The organism is Bariatricus massiliensis (genome assembly GCF_900086725.1).
GTDB lineage: Bacteria > Bacillota > Clostridia > Lachnospirales > Lachnospiraceae > Allocoprococcus > Allocoprococcus massiliensis.
In genome coordinates this window covers 962,474-986,108 of sequence record NZ_LT574837.1, presented here as the reverse complement: position 1 = coordinate 986,108, position 23,635 = coordinate 962,474, and the positions used below count along the sequence as shown (strand labels likewise).

Annotated in this window: 28 protein-coding genes; 23 read left to right on the top strand and 5 right to left on the bottom strand. The window is 44.8% G+C overall.

Annotated features, from left to right (window positions below; translation table 11 throughout):
• Positions 1-313: 313 nt before the first annotated feature.
• The 4 genes from BN6465_RS10985 to BN6465_RS10970 all read right to left on the bottom strand — a co-directional run bounded on the left by BN6465_RS10985 (position 314) and on the right by BN6465_RS10970 (position 3,850).
• A complete protein-coding gene (locus BN6465_RS10985) occupies positions 314-1,468 on the bottom strand; it encodes a tyrosine-type recombinase/integrase (protein ID WP_066734714.1) in 1,155 nt (384 codons plus the stop codon).
• Between the two features lie 192 nt (positions 1,469-1,660).
• Positions 1,661-2,725, bottom strand: coding sequence for a DUF4236 domain-containing protein (locus BN6465_RS21230; protein ID WP_066734711.1), 1,065 nt, complete (start codon positions 2,723-2,725; stop codon positions 1,661-1,663).
• A gap of 69 nt (positions 2,726-2,794) precedes the next feature.
• Positions 2,795-3,520 (bottom strand): ImmA/IrrE family metallo-endopeptidase, encoded by a 726-nt coding sequence (locus BN6465_RS10975; protein ID WP_066734710.1) that lies wholly within the window; start codon positions 3,518-3,520, stop codon positions 2,795-2,797.
• 12 nt (positions 3,521-3,532) lie between these two features.
• A complete protein-coding gene (locus BN6465_RS10970) occupies positions 3,533-3,850 on the bottom strand; it encodes a helix-turn-helix domain-containing protein (protein WP_066734709.1) in 318 nt (105 codons plus the stop codon).
• 186 nt (positions 3,851-4,036) lie between these two features.
• On the opposite strand from BN6465_RS10970, the gene BN6465_RS10965 reads away from it, so the two are divergent.
• Positions 4,037-4,234, top strand: coding sequence for a hypothetical protein (locus tag BN6465_RS10965; RefSeq protein WP_066734708.1), 198 nt, complete (start codon positions 4,037-4,039; stop codon positions 4,232-4,234).
• Between the two features lie 93 nt (positions 4,235-4,327).
• A complete protein-coding gene (locus tag BN6465_RS20780; protein ID WP_154670243.1) occupies positions 4,328-4,483 on the top strand; it encodes a hypothetical protein in 156 nt (51 codons plus the stop codon).
• Here the strand turns inward: BN6465_RS20780 and BN6465_RS10960 are convergent.
• On the bottom strand, positions 4,461-4,841 hold the full coding sequence (locus BN6465_RS10960; RefSeq protein ID WP_066734705.1) for a DUF2513 domain-containing protein: 381 nt from the start codon (positions 4,839-4,841) through the stop codon (positions 4,461-4,463). The genes BN6465_RS20780 and BN6465_RS10960 overlap by 23 nt on opposite strands.
• Before the next feature lie 80 nt (positions 4,842-4,921).
• Here BN6465_RS10960 and BN6465_RS10955 point away from each other — a divergent pair, with 80 nt between their 5' ends.
• From BN6465_RS10955 to BN6465_RS10855, 21 genes are all read left to right on the top strand, one after another.
• Positions 4,922-5,143, top strand: a complete 222-nt coding sequence (locus tag BN6465_RS10955) for a hypothetical protein (protein WP_066734702.1) — start codon at positions 4,922-4,924, stop codon at positions 5,141-5,143.
• Positions 5,140-5,403 carry a hypothetical protein gene (locus tag BN6465_RS10950; protein WP_066734700.1) on the top strand — a complete coding sequence of 88 codons (264 nt, stop codon included), beginning with the start codon at positions 5,140-5,142 and terminating at the stop codon, positions 5,401-5,403. The genes BN6465_RS10955 and BN6465_RS10950 overlap by 4 nt, the downstream gene beginning before the upstream one ends.
• Entirely contained in the window at positions 5,390-5,605 is a 216-nt protein-coding gene (locus tag BN6465_RS10945) for a hypothetical protein (RefSeq protein WP_066734695.1), read from the top strand. Before BN6465_RS10950 ends, BN6465_RS10945 begins: the two co-directional genes overlap by 14 nt.
• A gap of 71 nt (positions 5,606-5,676) precedes the next feature.
• Positions 5,677-6,120, top strand: a complete 444-nt coding sequence (locus tag BN6465_RS10940) for a hypothetical protein (protein ID WP_066734693.1) — start codon at positions 5,677-5,679, stop codon at positions 6,118-6,120.
• A complete protein-coding gene (locus BN6465_RS10935) occupies positions 6,120-7,292 on the top strand; it encodes a DUF2800 domain-containing protein (RefSeq protein ID WP_066734691.1) in 1,173 nt (390 codons plus the stop codon). The genes BN6465_RS10940 and BN6465_RS10935 overlap by 1 nt, the downstream gene beginning before the upstream one ends.
• A 4-nt stretch (positions 7,293-7,296) precedes the next feature.
• Positions 7,297-7,974 (top strand): DUF2815 family protein, encoded by a 678-nt coding sequence (locus BN6465_RS10930; RefSeq protein ID WP_066734689.1) that lies wholly within the window; start codon positions 7,297-7,299, stop codon positions 7,972-7,974.
• A 43-nt stretch (positions 7,975-8,017) separates the two neighbouring features.
• A complete protein-coding gene (locus tag BN6465_RS10925; RefSeq protein ID WP_066734686.1) occupies positions 8,018-9,997 on the top strand; it encodes a DNA polymerase in 1,980 nt (659 codons plus the stop codon).
• 12 nt (positions 9,998-10,009) lie between these two features.
• Positions 10,010-12,439 carry a virulence-associated E family protein gene (locus BN6465_RS10920; protein WP_066734680.1) on the top strand — a complete coding sequence of 810 codons (2,430 nt, stop codon included), beginning with the start codon at positions 10,010-10,012 and terminating at the stop codon, positions 12,437-12,439.
• A gap of 252 nt (positions 12,440-12,691) precedes the next feature.
• Positions 12,692-13,009, top strand: a complete 318-nt coding sequence (locus BN6465_RS10915) for a VRR-NUC domain-containing protein (RefSeq protein ID WP_066734678.1) — start codon at positions 12,692-12,694, stop codon at positions 13,007-13,009.
• Positions 13,010-13,022: 13 nt separating this feature from the next.
• The gene (locus tag BN6465_RS10910) at positions 13,023-13,502 is read left to right on the top strand and encodes an NUMOD4 domain-containing protein (protein ID WP_066734677.1); all 480 of its coding nucleotides are present in this window, start codon (positions 13,023-13,025) and stop codon (positions 13,500-13,502) included.
• A gap of 7 nt (positions 13,503-13,509) precedes the next feature.
• Positions 13,510-14,898 carry a DEAD/DEAH box helicase gene (locus BN6465_RS10905; RefSeq protein ID WP_066734674.1) on the top strand — a complete coding sequence of 463 codons (1,389 nt, stop codon included), beginning with the start codon at positions 13,510-13,512 and terminating at the stop codon, positions 14,896-14,898.
• Between the two features lie 17 nt (positions 14,899-14,915).
• Positions 14,916-15,128, top strand: coding sequence for a hypothetical protein (locus tag BN6465_RS10900; RefSeq protein WP_066734672.1), 213 nt, complete (start codon positions 14,916-14,918; stop codon positions 15,126-15,128).
• A 257-nt stretch (positions 15,129-15,385) separates the two neighbouring features.
• The gene (locus tag BN6465_RS10890) at positions 15,386-15,694 is read left to right on the top strand and encodes a hypothetical protein (RefSeq protein WP_066734663.1); all 309 of its coding nucleotides are present in this window, start codon (positions 15,386-15,388) and stop codon (positions 15,692-15,694) included.
• On the top strand, positions 15,681-15,875 hold the full coding sequence (locus BN6465_RS21000) for a hypothetical protein (RefSeq protein WP_199882821.1): 195 nt from the start codon (positions 15,681-15,683) through the stop codon (positions 15,873-15,875). Before BN6465_RS10890 ends, BN6465_RS21000 begins: the two co-directional genes overlap by 14 nt.
• Complete coding sequence (locus tag BN6465_RS10885) at positions 15,835-16,248, top strand: RNA polymerase subunit sigma-70 (protein WP_066734661.1); 414 nt, start codon at positions 15,835-15,837, stop codon at positions 16,246-16,248. Before BN6465_RS21000 ends, BN6465_RS10885 begins: the two co-directional genes overlap by 41 nt.
• Positions 16,249-16,476: 228 nt before the next feature.
• Positions 16,477-17,313, top strand: coding sequence for a DUF3825 domain-containing protein (locus BN6465_RS10880; protein WP_066734659.1), 837 nt, complete (start codon positions 16,477-16,479; stop codon positions 17,311-17,313).
• A gap of 288 nt (positions 17,314-17,601) precedes the next feature.
• Positions 17,602-18,351 (top strand): DNA adenine methylase, encoded by a 750-nt coding sequence (locus BN6465_RS10875; protein WP_066734648.1) that lies wholly within the window; start codon positions 17,602-17,604, stop codon positions 18,349-18,351.
• 80 nt (positions 18,352-18,431) lie between these two features.
• A complete protein-coding gene (locus BN6465_RS10870) occupies positions 18,432-18,908 on the top strand; it encodes a hypothetical protein (protein WP_154670242.1) in 477 nt (158 codons plus the stop codon).
• Positions 18,874-20,187 (top strand): PBSX family phage terminase large subunit, encoded by a 1,314-nt coding sequence (locus tag BN6465_RS10865; RefSeq protein ID WP_066734642.1) that lies wholly within the window; start codon positions 18,874-18,876, stop codon positions 20,185-20,187. Before BN6465_RS10870 ends, BN6465_RS10865 begins: the two co-directional genes overlap by 35 nt.
• Before the next feature lie 16 nt (positions 20,188-20,203).
• Positions 20,204-21,688: a phage portal protein gene (locus BN6465_RS10860; RefSeq protein WP_066734639.1), complete on the top strand. Its 1,485-nt coding sequence runs from the start codon at positions 20,204-20,206 to the stop codon at positions 21,686-21,688.
• Positions 21,648-23,627 (top strand): phage minor capsid protein, encoded by a 1,980-nt coding sequence (locus BN6465_RS10855; RefSeq protein ID WP_066734636.1) that lies wholly within the window; start codon positions 21,648-21,650, stop codon positions 23,625-23,627. Before BN6465_RS10860 ends, BN6465_RS10855 begins: the two co-directional genes overlap by 41 nt.
• Positions 23,628-23,635 lie beyond the last annotated feature (8 nt).

Below are 23,635 nucleotides of genomic sequence, written 5' to 3'. Positions count from 1 at the left end.
TGAGAGTAAAGTGCGGCAATCGGGAAAACCCGATTGCGCTACTTTATGAGGGGGGAGATAGTGAGTGTTAATCAACTATCTGACTCTAAGTATAATGATAAAATGTGGCTAAAATATGATGAGTTTATAAAAGAAAAAGAAAGAATCTTAACCATTTCTTAAATTAATTATTTCACAAAGTTTTTCCTGAGTTTACAAGGATTCTTATAAAAAATCCCTCAACCATGCGGATTTGAACAAGGTTTCATAAGATAAAATGAAGCAACAAAAAATACAAAATAATCATTATTAATTGAAACGGTTTACAACACGTTTACAACAAATTAATGGGTAACTGTATCTTCTCAATTTCTTTCCGCAAGTCCTCCAGTTCTCGGTGGCCATATACCCGATTCGTGATATCCGAGAAGGAATGCCCGAGCATCCGCTTCCTATCATTTTCATTGACGCCATATTTTTCGCAGAGCGCAGAGAAAGTATGGCGGCAGTCGTGTGGGGTGTGTTTTTTGATTCCTAGCGCATTGAGCCGCTCATACATGGCAGTTCGGAACTTATATGGAGAAATACTCATTAAAGAGCCATCTCGTCTTAAACGGCGTTTTACGAGTCCGTAAATTGAGCTGTGGATTGGTACAACACGGTTCTTTCCTGCTGTTGTTTTAATTCCACCCTGAAAATATTTCTCTTTCAAATTAATATCTAACGTTTTATAGGCAGAAAAACGAAATCCGGAGTAGCACATAATTAAAATCATCTCCGTGGCTGGATGGTCTTTATCGTTCCAGAGTTTTTCCAATTCAGACTCAGTAAAGGCTTCGCCATGTACATCATCATCTTCCTTCTCTATCTTCACATAATCCGCATAATTACGCTCACACAAGTTGTTGGGAATCGCATAGTTGTATATCTGATGAAACAGGGTGACAATGAGTTCGAGGGAGGCGTGCTTCAGCGGACAGGCATCTATCACGGCCTGCAAATCATCCAGTGTCAGATTGGCAAATTCCCGGTCGTGCAGAGACTTTGTGTTTTTGAATGCGGCGCACATGCTCTGCTCCATAGAACTTTTCTTTTCCCGATGTCCGTAAGAGCGCTTGAATTTATTCTCATAATACCGCTCAAATACCTCCTTGAATGTAGGGAGCTGCTCCCGAGGTTCTATGTTCTGAGACTGGTTATAATCTGCCAGTAGCTTTTGTATCAGGTCACTGGCTTTTTCATCATTCTTTGACTCTAGTGTACGCTCATCACCCGGGGTGTAGGTCCCGGCCCGGTAGGAAGTCAGAACCGCAAAGCCGGTTATCCAGTTCTTCACATAGCAGATTGCCGGAGGAGTTTTTGGGCGGCCAATGTCATCGACTTCGGTGGAGGGGGGATACACACCGTAGGGGTTGCGACGGTTTTTACCGAGGTAACGGATCTGACCATAACCATTTGGGAGCTTTGGGTATTTTTTTCGTTTTGCCATTAGTCATCTTCCTTTCTTTGTGCGACATCGCACATTTTGGGGCATAAAAATAACAGCCACCGAAAATATGTTTCGATTGCAAAGCTGTTCCGAAGATGATACAATATATACGTGAGTTATTGTCTGCTCTTCGGAGTTGACATTGTGTTGTGAGGCCGTCCGGTATTCCAGTACCGGGCGGTTTTTATTTATTTAAAAGCATTTTTTACATGGTTCATAATGCCATGATTGAGCTTCTGAAAGAGTTACTTCACGTGCAGTGTTTGGGTTCATTCTTCCACAATTTGGTATGCGATGATATTTCTCTCCAGTTGCAGAGAGCCATACAGTAGTTTCATTTACTGTTTGCGAAGCGGCATTTTCAGCAGCTTGAGCTTCTTCCTCGGCTTTGATGCGAGCTTCTTCTTCGGCTTTTGCAGCAGCTTGCTCCGCAGCAATTCGTTCTTCCTCGGCTTTTCTGGCGGCTTCTTCTTCCGCTTTCTTTTTAGCCTCTTCCTCAGCTTTCTTTTTAGCTTCTTCTTCCGCCTTTTTCTTAGCTACAGCAGCTTTTTCTTTTTCGATGGCCGTTTTATCTTCTGTTTTTATTGAAATAGTATTACTTTTGATTCCCCCATATTCTAACCAGATTTTGTATGAGCCGGCTTTTGGAGCTGAGAATACTATAAAATCGTCAGAAATTTTTATTTTACCCCCGGAAGATTTAAAAGCACTGTCTGGAATGTCATAATCTGAAGGCAATATTTCAGCAGTTATTTTAATATTTTGATTGATGTCATATGTTTTAGACGTATCAGCCGATAATGACATACTTTCAAGTTTGGGAGAAGTCATAGCGCTTATGGTTACAAAAGCAAAAAGCGCTGTGATAATAACTTTTATTGGCTTTTTCCAGTTCGTATACTTCCACATCAAAAATAATCCAACTGGAAAGAATAAAATCAGAAGAGCTATAATCCAACTAGTTTTTTGATACCATTTGCCCTTGTCTGGGTCGTCCGGTGTTTGACTGTTTGGACTTGAAAACGATGAATTATCTTGGAAGTTATCAGTGCCATATTCTGTACGTCCCGAGGTGCTTGATGTTTTTGTGTACGAAATACCAGTGCCCGGGATGCCAACAGTAGCCGTTTTCTTACCCTTTGGATTTACAGTATAGTGGGCACCTTTTGAACCGACAGTTGCGCTCATACTGTTTTTGTTTAAATTGATTTTTACTCCTGGAGCAATTTTAATGCTTTTTCTGAATCTTAGCCCCATATTTTTCCCTCTCTTCCTTCGTTCCTTATATTGAGAAAACCACTTTATATAAACGCCGAAGCATCTATATTAAAAATCATAAAGCCAATTATTTTCCAGACGTAGTAAAACTTTTCTGTCGTCGGCAGAAAGTACATCAAACATAGGTGTCCGTTTAGGTTCATCATGAAGAGCACACGCACCCTTGCAGTAAGGCATCTTTTCATTATAAACTGTAGCACCACAAAATTCACATTTCTTTATCGAATATACGAAACCATTATATACACTGTTATAAAAATGTGCATATAGACTTCTATCATAGTCATGCATCCCAGACTGGCATACTTCGTTACACCACTCAGAGAAATCTTGGGCAGCATAGTAAGCAGCAGAAGAGGAAATTTCAAAAAGTTCACTGACATCAGCAACTGTTTTTAGCTTTGCATAATACATTGCGATTCTTGGTGCAAGGATATTACTGGCAAAATAGTTAGCTTCTTCTTCATTCTCAGGGGTATCATTTTTGTGCCCTAAAATGTGATGCCCTAATTCGTGCATGAGTGAAAAACGGATTCGTTTTGGGGGCTTCTTATCGTTATAGGCAATTATATGCATATTTCCAATTCGAAAAGCATCTTCAGAATATGAAACACACATTTTATACAATTCTAAATTTCGTGATTGAAGTTCAGAATATGTACACACCTTATAGTCGAAGCGATTTAATATATTAAAACAATCTATTGGGAAAGTACTTATATGGCATTTAATTATCGTATCTGTGACAGCCTGTCTTATATAGTTGTTATTCAAGTAAACCAATCCTTACAAATCTATTTCGGACAAAAGCTTGATTAATTTCATTTTTTGCTCTGTAGAAAAGTCTTTACCATTGCGAGCTATAAGAGATTCAACATCTTCAAAAGATGGTTCTATAGTTCGTGCTTGAGGTTCATCGTCAAAATCATCTAGCGTACACCCAAGAACTCTGGCAATAGCTTTTAAGGTTTCGAGTTTGGGGTCTTTAGTTACACCAGATAAAATTTTGTCGAGGGTGCCTTTGGGTACACCGGATTTTTCTGCCAATTCTGCCGTAGTCATTCCAAGTCGTCTTTTATATTCTTCTATCTTTTCTAATCCCATTCTCCAATCCTCCTTATAAGTAGAGAATAGCACCGTCAACGGATAGAGTCAAGAAAAATATTTCCGTCAAAAGTTACAAAATAATAATTAACGGAAAAAACATTCTAAAATTGTGTTGACAATAGTAATTAACGGCTATATAATACACACATGATAACCGTTGACGGAAAAGAAAGGAGTGATTTAATGTATAGAGTACTTAGGGGAGAAATGGTAAAAGCCGATATTACTATCCATGAATTAGCTTTAAAAATAGGTATCACAGAAAGAAGTCTAAGAAATAAAATAAATGGCGCTACGGCATTTACTTGGAACGAAGTTCTTGTCATTAGAAAAATCGTTTCTCCCAATATGCAACTTGAGGAATTATTCAAGGCAGCATAAAAACAAACTAGTGTTCGATAAAATTACTATAGCATTTCTTAATGGGGAAATCAATTGGTAATATTGGACAAAGAGAAGGGGGTGGTGTGAGAGGTGAAAAGATTAACCATTAGAGATGGAAATATATATTTAGATGATGAAAAAATGGAATGTCTTAAGAATTACAAAATTGTCAGTTCCACAAAAAATAAAGGGATTGCAGAACTGACTCTTGTAATGGATGTATCTATAGCCCAAGTTGAGATTTGATAATTGCCGAGACAACACCAGTTGCTATCTGTTTCAAAGCATCAAGAGAGTTAGAACCAGCAGATTTTGCAATTTCCTTAGTTTTATTCCAATTTGTATCTTCGCGGATGTCGGCAAGAAATTTGTGTCCTTCTGGTAGAAGATATTTAATCAAGCAACCACCATCTAAGTACCAAGATGGAGTTTCAATAAGAGAAGATAATTCCGCTTGTTTTATATGATACATTACTTCGTCAGATGAATACTTTTCTAGTTCAGTAGGCAGGTTTGACGGAGAAATAGATATAAAATGTCTTAAATCGGAATTTAATTCCACGTAAAGCAGGATATCTCTTATACAATCTGGATTGAGTTTCATACAATCATTCCTTTCATCATTTGATTAGGAAGATTATACCAAAAATATAAGTTACAAACAAGAAGAGGAGGTGTAACAAAGTGTATGACATTCTTAGAGCGAGTCAAGCTGCGCGTGTAATTGGCTGTGGCGCGCCGGAAGTCCGTCATAAGCTTCGTATTGGAGTGTGGAAATTTGGGCGGGTCATCAGTCCCAAGGAATCTGGAACGTCACAGTGCTCTTATGAAATCAATAAGCGTGACTTAGCAGATTTTCTGAAGATAAGTTTAGAAGAGTTAGAGGGGAGGTTAGAATCACAGTGACACAATTAAGAAAAAGAATCCGCAGGCGCCACATGAAGGAACTTGCCTGTGAGATTGCACAGAGGGTATGTATCGGGATTAGCCTATTCGGCTTAGCGTTATGTATATTCGCCGAAGCTGTGGCCAAAAATCCGGTCAGTACATTAGTTCTGGCAATCGTGTATGTTGTGCTGGGCGCATTGCTGGCAGTTGCAGGCTATGTATGGTATAAGTTCTTCGCAGGATTGGAAAGGATGGTGGGAAGGAATGGAAGAAGTTAATTATGAAGAACTTCGTGAAAAAGTACAGCATGAGCTCGAGAAGTGTGCAGAACATGATAGGAGAGGGACAGCGATGTATGTCCTTGTGCAGACATTGGTTCCGGAGCTGAGCCCTCATCAGGTCGTACAGCTGGTAGATATGGCTGCGGACTACATGAAAAACGCGCCCGGGAGCGGGAACTCCAAACAGGCGCATAGTTAATCAATCATCTTCATTATCGGACAAAATGGAGAAAAAGTCAAATAATTAAAATTTTAAGGAGGATTTCAAAGATGGATGTACATGTAACGATCAAGGTAGACGAAGAGGCGGTCTCTGCAATAGTGGCTGCAATCACAGGGCTGGCTGGACGTGCCACTCGGGCAGATGATAAGACGGTGGCGCAGAATGCTCAGCCGGCAATTACAGCTGTGCCGACAGTATCCCAGACGGTTCCGGTAGCTCAGCCGGCTGTACCGGTGACACCGCAACCGGCGCCGGAAGTTCCACGACCGATACAACAGGCAGCAACTCAGGCGACAGCGGTTCCCACGACCACCCGTGCCTATACCGCGGAAGAGCTACGGCAGGCGGCAATGACCTTAATGGACAAGGGGATGCAGGCCCAGCTTCAAAGCCTGCTTGCAGGATACGGCGTGGAAGCGCTTCCCATGCTGCCGCCAGAGCAGTACGGTAATTTCGCGACCGCACTTCGGGGATTGGGGGCACAGATATAATGGCGCAGGAAGAGAGGGCGCATGCACTATTGAGTGCATCGAGCGCCCACAGATGGCTCAATTGTACTCCCAGCGCGAAGCTGGAGGAACAGTTCCCGGATACCTCATCAGAGGCGGCGCAAGAAGGGACTATCGCGCATGAGCTCGCAGAACTGAAAGTAAGGCATTATTTCCACCCTGTGGATTTTGGAAGGCAGAAGTTCACCCGGCGGGTGAATAAACTGAAAAAGGAAGAATTGTGGCAGAACGAAATGGACGGATATACGGAAGAGTATCTCGATTACATCAAAGTTCTCGCCAACGGTCTTGCCAGCAAACCTGGTGCAGTGATTGAACAGAAGTTTTATTATGACGCATGGGCGCCGGGAGGCTTTGGCACGGCGGACTGTATCCTGATCCATGGTGATACCATACATATCATTGATTTCAAATACGGAAAAGGGGTTCCGGTCAGCGCAGAGAAGAATCCACAGATGATGCTGTACGCGTTGGGAGCCTACGACACTTACAAGCTGCTGTACCCTATACAGAATATCAAGATGACCATCATCCAGCCGCGGCTCGATAGTGTATCCGAATGGGGATGTACGCTGGAGGAGTTGCTAGAGTTCGGTAAGTATGTAAAAGAACGCGCAGTTCTCGCTATAGACGGGAAGGGAGATTTTGCGCCGGACGTATCAACTTGTAGGTTCTGCCGGGCAAAGGCCCAGTGCCGCGCTCGGTCGGACTATAACGTGAAGCAGGCATTTGACCTTGGAGAGCTTCCGCCGCTCATCACACACGCAGAGGCGGGAGAACGGCTGGCAAGATTGGCCGATGTGGCAAAATACCAGAAGGACTTACAGGAATGGGCGCTGGCCGAGTGCCTTGCCGGAAACGAGGTGCCCGGATGGAAAGCCGTGGAAGGCCGCGGCTCCCGGGATTGGATAGATATGGACAAGGCATTCGAGGCATTGCAGGCCAGTGGGACGCCGGAAGCACTTCTGTGGGAAAAGAAGCCGCTTACCCTTGCACAGATTGAGAAGATGCTGGGGAAGAAGGAATTTGACACCTGTGTCGGCAGCATGGTGGTCAAGAACCCCGGGAAGCCGGCACTGGTAAAGGAATCAGATAAACGGGACGCAATTACGAATAAAATAACAGCCGCAGAGGCATTTAAAGAAGGAGAATAAGGATATGGAAAATTTAAGTAACGTAACAACAGGAAAAGTGAGATTGTCTTATGTGCATCTATTTAAACCTTACGCGTATCAGCCGGGGCAGGAAGAGAAGTATCAGGTGACGGTTCTTGTGCCAAAGAGCGACACCGATACGATGGGGCGCATTAACGCTGCTATCGAGGCGGCAAAGCAGAGAGGGATATCCGAGAAGTGGAATGGACAGTGCCCGCCGCTCGTGCCTACTCCGGTGTATGACGGGGATGGTGTCCGGCCGTCTGACGGCATGGCTTTTGGCGCGGAATGTAAAGGCTGCTGGGTGTTCACTGCCAGCGCGAAGGTGGATTATCCCCCGGAGGTCGTAGATAAGATGGGGAACCCTATCATCAATCAGTCAGAGGTCTACAGCGGGATGTATGGACGTGTCAATGTGACATTCTATCCCTACGCATTTGGCGGGAAAAAGGGTATTGGCTGCGGACTCGGCCCTGTACAGAAGTTGGAAGATGGAGAAGCACTTGGCGGCAGTGCCCTGAGCGCTGCACAGGCTTTCGGGACACCGCAGGCAGCACAGCAGCCGAATCCTTATGCACAGCCAGCTTACGGACAGCCGCCAGTGCAACCGGCTTATACCCAACCAGCACAGCCACAGCCGGCGCAGTCTAACATCAATCCGATTACCGGATTGCCATTTTAAGCAGGAGGGGCGTTCACGCCCCTTTCATTGACAGGAGAGATTTATGGCGACACATCATCTGAGTATAGATATTGAGACAAAAAGTAGTGTAGACATCGGAAAAGCAGGTCTATATAAATACGCCCAGTCCGAGGATTTTGAGATTCTCTTGTTCGCATATAAGCGGGATTCACAGGAAGTACAAATCGTAGACCTAGCATCTGGAGAAATAATACCGGAACATATCCTGAACGCACTTGGGCGTCCGGATGTCATCAAACATGCATATAATGCGGCTTTCGAGTGGTACTGCCTCAATCGGGCCGGATACAGCACGCCCCTTGAACAATGGAGGTGCACGATGGCGCATGGCCTGTACTGCGGCTATACCGCAGGACTGGACGCCACCGGAAAAGCAATCGGCCTACCACAGGACAAGCAGAAGCTGACGGCTGGGAAAGCGCTCATCCGGTATTTCTGCGTGCCATGTAAGCCGACGAAATCTAACGGGAATAGGCGGTGGAATCTGCCAGCGCACGCCCCTGAAAAATGGGAGCTGTTCAAAGAATACTGCAGGCAGGACGTAGTGACAGAGCATGAGATCCTGAGACGGCTGAAGCAGTTCCCTATGCCCGAAGAAGAGATAAGGCTTTGGCAGATGGACATCAAGATGAATGCTTTTGGGGTACGTGTGGATTCAGAACTGATCGCTGGTGCGCTGATGATCGATGCGGTCAGCACCAATGAACTGGTGCAGGAGGCATACTGCCTTACGGGACTGGCGAACTCGAACAGCACCCAGCAGCTTCTTGCATGGTTACAGAAAGAGGGCGTAGATGCGCCCAACCTGCAGAAGGCAACGGTGGAGGAATTGCTCCAAGGGAAAGGACTTTCTGAGAAGGCACGGCGGGTACTTGAAATTCGTCAGCAGATGGGGAAGACCTCCATAAAGAAATACGTTGCTATGGATACCGCAAAGGGCACGGATGAGCGTGTCCGGGGACTGACCCAGTATTATGGTGCGAACAGGACCGGCAGGTGGGCCGGAAGATTGGTACAGATGCAGAACCTTCCAAGGAATTACCTGAAAACGCTGGATTATGCAAGGAATTTGGTAAAGGCTCAGAATTACGACGGTCTGAAACTGTTGTACGGAAATGTACCGGATACATTATCACAGTTAATCAGGACTGCTTTTATACCCTCAGAAGGTCATAAGTTCGTGGTAGCGGATTTCAGTGCCATTGAGGCGCGGGTAATCGCATGGCTCGCAGGGGAACAGTGGGTCAATGAGGTATTCGCCACTCATGGAAAGATTTATGAGGCCACGGCTTCACAGATGTTCGGCGTACCAGTGGAGAAGATAATAAAGGGAAATCCGGAGTATGCCCTCCGACAGAAAGGCAAGGTGGCCACGCTGGCCCTCGGTTATCAGGGCGGGGTCAACGCCCTCATTACGATGGGGGCACTGAACATGGGGCTGTCAGAAGAGGAGCTTCCTGACATCGTGCAGCGGTGGAGGAACGCGAATCCAAGAATCCGGGATCTATGGTATGCGGTAGAACAGGCTGCGTTGACGGTGATGCAGACAGCACAGCCGCAAGGCATCCGCGGGCTCATCTTCGCTGTAGAGGGCGACTTGACCTATGGGCAGTCCTTTCTTACGGTGCAATTGCCCAGCGGCAGGAAACTGTTCTACCCCAAACCGTTCCTTCAGGAGAATCAGTTCGGGAAGATGGCCATCCACTATTATACGGTCGGACAGCAGACGAGGAAATGGGAAGTCACATCCACCTATGGCGGGAAGATGACCGAGAACATCATACAGGCGGTCGCCCGCGACTGTCTGGCCGAGACCTTGAAGCGTATCGATGCCCGAGGCTTACAGGTCGTCTTCCACGTACATGACGAGGTCATCATCGATGCGCCCATGGACGTGACCGTGGATGAGATATGTGACCTAATGGCAGAACCGATATCTTGGGCGCCGGGGCTCATCTTAAAGGGCGCAGGATTTGAAAGCAATTATTATATGAAAGACTAAGGAGGCAGGGGAGTGGTAAACAACAGGAAGATGCTTATCAGCATGGCTGGAAGCCGGAATATGAAGCATTGGCCGAGAACTGAAATCCTCTGGTCCGAGTTCACGGATAGATTAAGGACTCCAGTCAGGAGCACGGAGACTTTGGAAGAGTATCTGGCCATGACGAAGCACCAGCAGTCCGAACTAAAGGATGTGGGCGGGTTCGTGGGCGGCACTTTTGCGGGAGACCGGAGAAAGGCCTCCCATGCAGAGGGCCGGGACCTTCTTACGCTGGATATGGACAATATACCTGCAGGAGGCACAGAGGATATCTTAAAACGAGTTTCAGGACTTGGCTGTGCTGCGGCAGTCTACAGCACGCGCAAGCACGCAGGCTATGCTCCGCGGCTGCGAGTTATCGTGCCGCTTGACCGGACAGCGACGGCAGATGAGTATGAACCGGCTGCACGGAAACTGGCATCCCTTCTCGGGATAGAATTCTGCGACCCGACTACGTTCGATGTGTCGCGGCTGATGTATTGGCCGAGCTGCTGTAAGGATAGCGAGTACATATTTGAAGTATATGACAATCCCTTCTGCAGCCTTGAAGGCCTGCTTTCCATGTATGGCGACTGGCATGATATCCAGCAATGGCCTCAGGTACCCGGGGCGGATGCCGTAGAGCGGAGGCGTCTTGCTAAGCAGGAGGACCCGACGACAAAGAGAGGAGTCATCGGCGCGTTCTGCCGGACTTACAGTATCACGCAGGCTATGGAGAAGTTCATACCGGGGATGTACGAAGAGACCACTATGGAGGGGCGCTATACCTTCACAGGAGGCTCTACGATTGGGGGAGCTATTGTCTATGACGGGGACTTATTCCTATACTCCCATCATGCGACAGACCCCTGTTCCGGACAGCTCGTAAATGCTTTTGACATGGTACGGCTGCATATTTATGGCGACAAGGATGCCGAATCAAAAGAAGGGACCCCGGTCAATAAGCTGCCGTCTTTTGTGGAGATGAGCAAACTGGCCTTATCCGATAAGACCGTAGCAGACCTAATAGCAAAAGAACGTTATGAAAAAGCACAGGAGGCTTTTAGGACTGAGCCGGTGCCGGGGACAGGACCGGCACGGGAAGAATACGACCTTGACTGGATAGGGCGTCTCACGAGGAATAGCAATGGCCAGATAGAAAAGACCATCAACAATGCGGCCCTTGTCCTAGAGAACGACCCCTTGCTGAAAGGAAAGATAGTGACCGATGAATTCGCCAGCTGCGGCATGGTGCTGGGAAGGCTGCCGTGGAGCAGGGAAGAGGGGAAACGGCGCTGGAAGGACTTTGACGATGCCGGATTCTATAATTATATGGAACTGTTCTACGGTATCACTGGAAGAGAGAAGCTTGATAATGCACTTATGATCGTCGGCCAGCAGCACAGAATCAACGATGTGAAAGAATACCTGCAGGGACTCTCATGGGACGGCGTGAAGCGTCTGGACACGTTACTTGTGGACTATCTTGGCGCAGAGGATACGGCTTATACCCGTGCGGTCATGCGGAAGTCATTATGTGCCGCAGTGGCAAGAGCCGTCATCGGCGGGGTGAAATTTGACTATATGCCAATTTTTACAGGGCCACAAGGAATAGGAAAGAGCACGTTCTTAAGCATCCTCGGGAAGGATTGGTTCTCGGACTCCCTGACGACGTTTGAGGGAAAGGAGGCTGCTGAGCTGATACAGGGGACATGGCTCAATGAGGTGGGGGAACTTTCTGCATTTACTAAGCAAGAAACACAGGTTATCAAACAGTTCTTAAGCAAGACACATGATATCTATCGTGCGGCATATGGTCGCAGGACAGACAAGTATCCCCGCCGGTGCGTGTTCTTCGGGACTTCCAATGACAGCGAGTTTTTGAAAGACGCAACAGGAAACCGGCGCTTTTGGCCGGTGGATGTGGGAATACACCCGGCAGGGAAGTCCGTGTGGGAACAGCTGCCTCAAGAGACAGACCAGATATGGGCGGAGGCATATGCGTACTGGCAATTAGGGGAGACATTATATCTATCAAAGGAAATAGAAAAGATGGCCGAGAGGGCGCAGGACAGCCACAAGGAGTCTTCAGGGAAAGAGGGACTCATCCGGGAATTTCTGGATAAGAAGGTCCCGGATAACTGGGGCAAGATGAAACTGTCAGATAGGCGGATGTACTTGAATGGGAATCTGAAATTATCAGATGACCGTAGACTGACAGAGAGAGTACATGTATGCGCAGTAGAGATATGGTGTGAGTGCTTTGGGGGAGACCCCCGGCTTATGCAGCGCCGGGATAGTGTGGAAATCAATAATATCCTGCTTGGGTTCAAGGACTGGAAAAGGCTGGAGACACCGAGGAAATATGAACCATATGGTTCCCAGAGATGTTTCGAAAAAGTAACTACAAAAGAATGTAGTTGAGCAGAAAAAGTTTGTAGTACGTAGTTTTTTCAAGACTACACAGTCTACATAAAAAACACAATGTAGTCGCTACTTTGTAGTCAGGGAAAACGCCATAAAATCAACAAAAACTAATATATAACTACATAAACTACAAACTTTCTATATAAGTAAAAAAATAGATAATAAAATAGTATACCGCGCTACCTAAATCGCCTAATACGGACACATCATATACGCGTATGCGCACGAAGGTAGGCGGGAGGAGGAATTATGAGGGAAGCAGAAATTGAAAAAATCTTGGTAAGGGAAGCCAAGCGGCAGGGAGGTCGGGCCTATAAGTGGGTGAGCCCCGGGAACGATGGTGTCCCAGATAGGATAGTTATCTTTCCGGACAGGGTGCCGGTCTTCGTCGAGCTGAAGTCGGATACCGGGAAACTGAGCGCCCTACAAAAAGTACAGATAGACCGGCTGAGAAAACTTGGCCAGCAGGTGGAAGTAGTCAAGGGCATCGATGGAGTCAGCCAGTTCTTTCAGGATTACGGGTATGGGGAGGTAAGCAAAGAAATTGATAGCAAATACGAGCTGTGAAGGAGAACGTGTGATGGTTAAGGACATTGCAGGATATGAGGGACTTTACGGTATTGATGAAATGGGAAATGTTTGGTCATACAGGAATAACCTAATTCTTAAGCCATATGTGAATACCGGAGGATATCTGAGAGTTAATCTTTGTAGTCATGGGAAAGTAGAGCACAGGTATATTCATAGACTTGTGGCGGAGGCTTTTTTAGATAACCCCATGGGGTATGAAATTGTGAATCACATTAACGTAGACCCTCGGGATAATAGATTGGTTAACCTTGAGTGGTGTGACCAAGGCTATAACATTCGGTATTCGAGGGATATGGGAAACCAGAACGATATACCTGTTAGAGCATTTTCACCAATTACTGGAGAAATTAAGGAATTTAAAAATTTAAGAGCCGCAGGTGAGGAATTGTTCGGAAAGTGGTGGGCATTAAGATATCTATGTCGGAGGCATGGGAAAAATTTAACAAGGGCATGTGGATGTTTGAGGTGATTGAAAAATGAAATTTGTACCACATGAGTATCAAAGATTTTGTATTCAAAAAATTATAGACACCAAAAAAGTTGGTATTTGGCAAGATATGGGTTTAGGCAAGACAGTGACCACGCTGACGGCTGTCAAAGAGCTGAAGTATGACCGGTTCCAAGTCAGGAAGGTGCTCGTGATAGCACCGAAGAAAGTGGCGGAGGGAACATGGGCAAAAGAGAAGGATAAGTGGGACCATACAAAGATGCTGCGCATATCATCGGTCCTTGGCAGTCAGGCAAAGCGTATTCGTGCCCTCAACACTCCTGCGGATATCTATGTCATTAACCGGGAAAATGTGGTGTGGCTGGTAGACTATTACCGGAACAGCTGGCCCTTTGACATGGTGGTCGTGGATGAGTCCAGCAGTTTCAAGAGCCACAAGGCGAAACGCTTCAAGGCATTGGCCAGCATCGGGGCGCACATAGAGCGGCTGGTGGAGCTTACTGGAACTCCGTCGCCAAATGGCCTTGACGACCTGTGGAGCCAGATATATCTGCTGGACGGCGGTGAACGGCTGGGCAGGAAGTATACGCAGTTCAGGGAGCGGTATTTCGACCCCGGGGAACGTGGGCAGAACGTGATATACAACTACAAGGCGAAACCCGGTAGTGAAGATAGTATTCTGGAGAAGATATCGGATATCTGCATCAGCATGAAGGCAGAGGATTATCTGCAGCTTCCTGATGTTACATACCATGAGATACCCGTTGTTCTGGATGATAAGGCCTCGAAGGCTTACCACGAACTGGAGAGGAAAATGGTGCTGGAACTTCCAGAAGCAGAAGATGATATCAGTGTTACCAGTGCAGCGGCCTTAAGCAACAAACTCCTGCAGCTTGGGAACGGGGCAATCTACGACGAAGGCCATGAAGCCCATGAAGTTCATGGCTGCAAGATAGAAGCCTTTCTGGAATTGATAGAATCCCTGCAGGGAAAACCGGCGTTGGTGTTCTATAATTTCCAACATGACAGGGCGCGTATCCAAAAGGCTTTGGAGAAATCGAGATTACGGGTCCGTGAGCTGAAGACGACACAGGATGAGGATGCGTGGAATAACCATGAGGTCGATATCCTGCTTACCCATCCTGCCAGCAGCGCCTACGGACTGAACCTGCAGCAGGGCGGCAATCACGTAATATGGTTCGGCCTGACTTGGAATTATGAGCTATACACACAGGCCAATAAAAGGCTGCACCGTCAGGGACAGAAGGAAAAGGTCATCGTGCATCACCTGATCTGCACGGGTACCCGTGACGAGGATGTCATGGAAGCCCTAAAGCGAAAAGAAGATGTGCAAGAGTGGGTGATGCAGAGCCTGAAAGCAAGAATCCGAAAGATCAAAGATGAACATAAAGCATAAGAAGGAGCTGAACAAATATGAAGTATAGAACAGAAAAGCATATCGTTGGAGACGATGGAAAGAGATTTAGAGTGGGCGATACGGTCAGCTTTTACCATCCTAACGGTGCTGGATGCTGCGGCGTGCAAATAACAAAAATCACAGATACTGGATTTCATTACAGCGCTGGCGGTAGACGGGAGAAGAGCGTGCAGTATAAGGACTTGGAAGAAATTGATTCGTTAAATTAACCTTTAAGGAGGAAAAGCATGGATGAATATGTAGTCATATGTCCATATTGCGGGGGTAAAATGCAGTGTACAGAACCGCATATACACACTAATAGAAATGGAATTGGTGTCAAATTGCAATGTCATTTTTGGTGTCCCGATTGCCGTTCTGGTGCACCGTGGGTTGACAGAGATTTTGCATCAGGCGATGAGTGTAGAGAAGCTGCATATAAAAAAGCTCTTGGGCGCGTAAACTGAGATTTGACGGAGGTAAGAAATTGAAAAATAAAATCATAGTAGCGGCTATTATGCTACTTACGGTAATACTTATTACGGCATGTTCGGACTTGGTCCGAGGAACATCGAATGATAACGAGGAAGTTCGAGAGGAGGATGAAACAGAACAAACAAATCCTTCTCCGGACGAGCCTGCGGTCAGCATTGATACGCACAAGCGATTAGAGGGCTGGACGATTACGGTATACGCAGAAGAGGAACGAGTCTTCCAGTACACAGGCGATATAGAGCTGGGCAGGCCCAGAGAAATTATTGTTAGGATAGAGGAGGGTGTGGATGTCGGGGAGTAATAAATTCAGTCAGGTGCGACACTTGGACGAACTGGAGACAATCAATCCCGGAGCTGATGCCAAGCGTTGTTTTGAACGTACACCATATCAGTATCCTGATGTGTCTGAGATAATTAAAAAAATGAGGAGAGGGGATGCCAATGGAAAAGTCAGTCCTGAGCGATTACATAGATGCTTGTGAATTCTTGAAGGAGACAGAAAAGGAGATCAAGAAACTCGAAGGTAAACGAAGGATAGTCCAAGATAAGGTCAAGGGCAGCAATCCGGAATGGCCCTACGAGGAGCGTTCCTTCGCGCTGGGGGGAGTAGTAGAGACAGATGAAGACTCGGACCGGCTACGGCATGAGAGAAGGCTTCGGGAAATACAACGGGAGGCTGCAGAAGAGTTGAAGCTTCGGGTCGAAGAGTGGATGATAAATATTCCATTCCGGATGCAGAGAATTATCAAATATAAGTTTTTTAATCGATTGTCATGGGATGAAGTAGCGGTGTTATTGAAGGCAAAGTCAGGAGAGAGTATCCGCAAGGAATTTGAAAATTTTATGAAACAATGAAAGTTATTCCGCTTTTTCCGTTTTTTCCGTTTCCAAAGTGCTAATATGATATTAAGCCGAGTTGGAAACAACAGTGCATGATTTTTTTGGTCTTCAATGACCCTCCTCACGATTGTTTACTTTACAGAAATGCCCTATTCGTCAAATGTCGACAGATAGGGTGTTTTTGTTGAATATTGCCAGAATATGGAGTATTATGAGAATATACATTGTGTGGAGGGAGATTTTATGGGAGATATAAATTTATATAAACCTGAATTTAATTTGGAAAGAGATACTTTTCTAGGAACTAAAGAGGTAAAAACTAAAAAACTATTTTATTTGTCTAAGATGGCGCAAGATGAACAATGGAATTATTCAGGGGAAAATGAAAACAAAATATTATATAATTATTTGTGTTATACATATGATAGATTAAAGCAGGAAGATTCTATCAAGCGGAACGAAGAACGTTATAAAATTTTAGTGTGTGATAACGATGAGTATATGTGTTTTAACACGGGCTTATTAACACGTAGTAATGGTACAGATATTTATGCATACTTTGGGAAAAATACAAGTGCTTATGCTAGGTCAGGGCAAAATTGGTTTCTGATAGGATTTTATCAAAAGACTGATTCAGAGATGTCAAAATTTAAATATTATCCAGAAATTGCAGATTATTTTACAAATCCAGCAGACTTTATATATGATAAAAAACTTCAGTTGTACATCGATTATGATCATATCATAGATGATAACTATGAACGATTTGAAAAATTAGGTTTGAGTGATAAGCATATTATTAAGGCTTTATTGGAAAATGCTGTAAAAACTATAACAGAAAAGGTAAAAAGAAACTACAAATTAGCTATACCACAATTCTATACAGATAAAGGAACTATGCAATCTAAAATACAGCTATTGCTTCCGCTATTTCTATTTGGAAGGGAATATGCCGATTTAGCTTTAGTTGTTGATAAGTCAGAATATAGATATGTAGGAAAAACAATATTAACTTTGGAGTGGGCTTATGTGAATTCAAGAAGAATTGTGAGACCGGATGCAGAATGGTTAAAAATATAAAAAAAATGTAAAAAAACTATTGTAAAGCGTAAAAGGATGGGGTATATTAAAGGTAGGTTAATGAGGAGGTTAATTGAAGACTAAATAGGTTATTTATTTTGTTTTAGTTGTTTATAAAAAAAGGATATAAATTATAGGTTGATTAATATGTTAATATATTTATAGAAGAGCACCCTCCGGGGTGCTTTTCTAATGCAATAAAACAGGTTAAAGAGCCGAAAGGTTTTTTAATATATACAACCTCTTGAAATAATACCCACGAACAGTATTACAGAAAGAGGGTTAGACATGAATAGTTTTATATCTTGGATTGGCGGCAAGAAGCTGCTAAAGAAGAAAATCATTGAACAATTCCCAGAACACTTTGACAGGTACATCGAAGTATTTGGAGGTGCAGGCTGGGTGTTGTTCGACAGAGAAAAGCATGCAAACATGGAAGTATACAACGACATCAATGGGGATTTGGTAAACCTATTTCGCTGTGTCAAGTATCATCCAGAAGCGCTGCAGAAAGAACTTGAGTGGAGCTTCGTATCCCGTGAACAGTTCTTTGACTATATTTCCCAGAATGATATCCGGGGAATGACAGACATACAGAGAGCCGCAAGGTTCTATTGTAGAATCAAGTTAAGCTTTGGTGCGGACCTTCGGTCGTTTGGTGTGCGGTCACGGGATATGCAGAAGACAATATCTTACCTGCAGGAAGTATCAGAGCGATTGAACAGAGTAGTAATTGAGAATGCTGACTTCGAACGGTTGTTGAAGACATACGACCGGGAGTCGGCATTGTTTTATTTGGATCCACCCTACTATGAAGCAGAAAAATATTATCCTGATAGATTTCAGCCGGAGGACCATACACGTTTGCGGGATGCGCTTTCCCGAATTACGGGGAAATTCGTGCTATCTTACAATGATTGTCCGGAAGTTAGGGAATTATATACAGGATATCATATTGTTGAAGTAGAAAGGCTGGATAACCTTGCAACGAAAACTAACCCACGTCGTTACAGGGAGTTAATCATAAAGAACTATTAAATTGATGTGGGTATTATTTTGAGAAAGCCAGAATTGAAGGTGGTGAAGTGGCCGGCTATGATAACATAAAGGATGCAAATATGAATCGAACTCCGGAGGAACGCCGGGAATTAGCACAAAGAGCAGGAAAAACATCTGGTGAGGCAAGGCGGCGTAAGGCCAACTTCCGAAAGACCCTGAACCTGCTTTTAACAACAGAAGTGAATACGGATATGACACCGGTATTGAAGGCGCTGGGGGTAGACAGTACCCTTGAGTCAGCAATGCTGATGTCCATGATACGGGCAGCACTTGAGGGAGACGTTAAGGCTGCCAATTTTGTTGCCCAGTATGCAGGACAATCACAGCAGACGGAAGCTGATGAGGAAGAGCAGCGTATCCGGACTGATAGAGCTAAGAGGGCAAGAGAGCAGGAGGTTGGAGATGCTAACGGGGCGGAGGAGAATATACAATCCTTCTTGAAGGCTATGAACCCAACACAAGAGGAGCTTGATAATTTGTTTGCTGAGGAGGTTGAGGACGATGCCAAAGAAGCAGAAGAAGCCGACGGCATTTAAGTTTATGCCCTTTTCGAATCAACAAAAACGGCTTATGCACTGGTGGAGGCCCGGACTTGTATCTGCAAATAATGATTTTGTTATTGCGGATGGAGCAATCCGTTCGGGAAAGACAATAGCCTGCATCATTGGTTTCCTTACCTGGTCACAGGAAATGTTTTCGGGAGAGTCCTTTATCTTGGCAGGAAAGACGATGGGGGCGCTGAAAAAGAACGTCATCCGACCTATGCTCCAGATACTGGAAGCGTGGGGGTGGCCATATACATATATCCGTTCTGGAACTGATGCAAGAGTAGAGATTGGCAGTAATGTTTACTATCTATACGGTGCAAATACAGAAGCCGCACAAGATGCATTGCAGGGATTGACGGCTGCAGGAGCTTATCTGGATGAGGCGGCACTTTTTCCAAAGTCTTTTATAGACCAAGCCATTGGTCGATGTTCGGTAGAGGGATTTAAAATTTGGATGAATTGCAACCCGGTCGGTCCTCACCATTACATCCGGGAAGAATACATCCTGTGCGCAAAAGAAAAAAGAGTATATCATCTGCATTTTAAAATGACCGATAATTTAACATTATCCCCTAAGATGCTTGAGAGCTACAAGAGGCGCTGGGCACACGGAAGTGTATTTTACAAGCGTTTTATACTCGGGTATTGGGTGGCGGCAGAGGGGCTTATTTATCAGCAGTTTGCGGATAACGTGGCTGATTATATAATAACCAGCAAGTGGCTGCTGGACAATGAAATCATGTATGCAGTAATCGGGGTCGATTTCGGAGGTACGAAGTCGGCTCATTCTTTTACTTTAACAGGATTTACGAAAGGCTATAAACAAGTAGTTGTTCTGGATGAATACTACTGCAAAAAACGTATCAATCCAAAGCAGTTACAGGATGACTTTGTAGGTTTTGTTCGTCGGGCAAGGATAAAGTACAAGGTATATGAGGCATATTGTGATAGTGCAGAGCAGACTCTGATTGCCGGACTGGAATCTGCCTGTATGCAGGCGCATGTAGCTATTGATATCAAAAATGCGATTAAGGGGCCAATTAATGACCGAATTGCTTTTTATAACAGCCTGATAGCACAAAACAGGTGGAAAGTCATGAAGCATTGCACTCACATCATAGAAGCATTTGAACAGGCTGTGTATGATGATAAAAAGCCGCATCAGGATATCAGGCTTGATGATGGTCTGATGAATGTGGATAGTTTGGACAGCACAGAATACAGCACAGAAGCGGTGCAGGATGACATCTTGTATATCGCTGCATAAGAAGGAGGTGATAGAAATGGGAGTAATACAGAATTACTTACAGAAACGCAAGAGCTTTGGAACAGTTGCCGATTCCACGTACAATCATATTTCGGACTGGCTTGCGTGGTATCGGGGCAGTGTCAAGAAATTCCATACATACTGGATATATGACGGCATCCAGAGCAAGAAGCAGGAACGTTATAAGCTGGGAATGGCGAAGAAGGTCTGTGAAGACTGGGCTAACCTCTTGTTGAATGAAAAGGTGGCAATAAAAGCTGGGGATTTTGATGAGAAGTTATTAGAAATCCTAGAGACTAATAACTTTTTTGTGCGTGCCAACCAGCTCATAGAAATTACGTTTGCGCTAGGTACAGGGGCATTGGTTGAATATCTGGATGCAGACGAGAATCCGATGATTGATTATATACGAGCAGATATGATTTACCCACTATCTTGGGATAACGGGGATATTACTGAGTGTGCATTTGGAAGTATTAAGACAGTCAATGAGGAAGAAAGAATCTACCTGCAGTTACACCGAAAAGGGATAAGGGAAAAAGGAGAGGACGCAAATCTATACTATATTGAAAATAAGTATCTGGATGCGAAGACAGGAGACGAGGCGGAGCTTCCAGACGATATTAAGGAAATTGTCCCCACAAAGTGTGATAAGCCTCTCTTCCAGATTATCACGCCGAATATTGTTAATAACTTAGAGCTTGATAGTCCCATGGGAATCTCCGTATTTGCAAATGCCGTTGACCAAGTCAAAGGTAGCGATTTGGTCTATGATAGCTATATGAATGAGTTTGTGCTCGGACGTAAGAGAATCTTAGTACCTTATAGCCAAGCAAAAATAGATATGCAGAAGGCTGGTAATGCAGAACCAGTATTTGACCCGAATGATACAGTCTATTTTGTAATGCCGGGAGACAGGCAGGGTGATATGAAGCCCACAGAAGTAGATATGAGTATTCGGGCGGCTGAGCACGAACAGGGCATTAATAAATGTTTGGACCTAATGTCTTTGAAATGTGGTATGGGTACGGGCCGGTATAAGTTTGACAAGGGTGGTGTAAAAACTGCAACAGAAGTCATATCAGATAAGGATGACCTATATCAAAATCTACAGAAACATAAAACACCTGTAAGTACGGCACTGGTAGGCATGGTAAAAGCACTGTATTTTCTTGAAAAAGGTTCAGGGGATATAGAGGTTACAGTGGACCTTGATGATTCTATCATTGAAGACACCAATACTACGGTCGACCGGAATATCAATCTTGTACAAGCCGGTCTGCGCTCAAAGATAGCCGCAATTATGGAGATTAATAAGTGCGGCGAGGCTGAGGCTAAAAAAGAATTAGAACGCATTAAACAGGATAATCAGATAACCGGACAGGATATCGATTGGACAGAAAGCGAAGAAGATGAAGAGGCAAATGATGAAGTACCAGAGTCCGGAGGTGATGATGTAGATGAATCTTCTGGAGAATCAACAGGCGGCAGAGCGGATTGACAGTGTATACATAGATTTGGAATCTTCTTTGATGCAGAACATTGTCCGGCATTTAAAAGGCTATGAACAGCCTATTGCGTCGGACAAGTGGCAGCTTCAGAAACTTGCGGAAATCGGGAAGTTGAATCAGGAGAATATTAAGCTTATCTCTCAAATGGCCGGAATCAGTCAGACTGCAGCTGAAAGGATGCTGCAGGATATGGCAGAGGAAGCAATCAACGCGATTGACCCGGGACTGCAGTATCTTGCAAAGCGGAACCTTGCCGGAGAAGCCGTTGCGGCATCTAAAAGCAGGAATGTGGAACAGGCGGTCAAGGCCATGAACAGGCAGGCAAAAGATGTTCTAAACAAGAGTAATACGACGATGTTGTATAAAGCTCAAGAAGCGTATAAAGGGCTTGTGAACAGCATTGTTAAGACTGCAGAAGAAATCGCTGATAAGCAGAGCTTTATTGACTTATTAAATAAACACGCCACCGCAGCTACGATTGGAACTGAGTCTCGCCAGCAGGCTATGAGGAAGTGCATCCGGGAATTTAGCGAGAAAGGAATTCCTGCGTTTGTGGATAAGAAGGGCAGGAACTGGACACCGGAGGCTTATGTTAATATGGCCATGCGGAATACGGCTAAGAACACAGCGGATGAAGTGCAAACGGCGCGTTGCAGAGATGCAGGTGTCAATCTGATTGCCATAGATAGCCATTCCGGGGCACGTCCCAAGTGTGCAAAGGACCAAGGAAAGATATTCTCGCTGGATAATACCAGCGGATATACGGAGGATGTAAACGGGAAGAAGATAAAGTATTATCCTTGGAGCTCATCCAGTTATGGAGCTCCAGACGGTATCCTTGGAATCAACTGCGGACATCATAAGCGGCCATTTGTTCCCGGAGTGAATATTCAGCGTTATTTTCCCACGGAGGACATGGATGCAAACAATGCACTATACAAAGAAACGCAGGTACAGCGTGCGCTCGAACGGGATGTCCGGAAACAGAAAAGGGAATGCATGCTGTATGATGAACTGGGAGATGAGGAAGCATTTGAAAAAGCTGCAGTCAAATTGAAACAGGAAGAGGCACGACTGAAGAACTATGTTGACGGCAAGGAACATCTGCACCGTCGTAAGGACAGGGAACAGGTCGTCGGATTTGATAAGGGAACAAGCGCAAGAGCGGTATCTGTTAATAAGGGGGTACAGAAGAAGTATGCCAAACAACATTTGAATTCCGTTTCCTTGCAGGATACAGCAAAACAGGGTATAATAAAAGCAGAGAGATTTGAAAGTAGAAAATTTGCCGATAAATTACTCCGTCCAGAAACAGAAAAACTCTGGCCGAAGCTCACTCCGTTAGAGAAGGATTCAGCTTTTCGCTATACCGAAGGTTCAGGCAGATTCAATCGACCACTGAGAGGATATGATGGGAGCTGGGATAATTTTGTTGGAATAGGGAAAGTTTCGCTTGATAATGAGGGGGCAGAGAAATATATACGCGGCTTAAAGGATGCAATCAATAAGTCTGAACTGCCTAAAGACATGTGGCTGTTCAGAGGTTCTGACGTGCAATCACTTGCGGGCCTTCTCGGTATTGATAAAAGTAAAATTGTTCCTTCAAATATATCTGCTATAAATCGAAAATTTGCAGGTATGCCAATTACTGACCAAGCATTTTTCAGCACCGGTGTTTCAGCAGATTCAGGATTCCGGGATAAGATATCATACGAGATATTGGCACCTAAAGGAACGAAAGGGATATATGCAGAACCATTCAGTGCCTTTGGTAATACAAATACATGGGGAGAATGGGATGGCAAAGAGAAAGGCGTGTCAGTAGGAACAGAAGCAGAGTTTATATTACAGGCAGGTACGAGTTTCGTAATCAAAGAAATAAAAGAAGTATCTGGAAAAGTAACTGTTGTTATGGAGGTTATCAGGTAGAAAGGGGC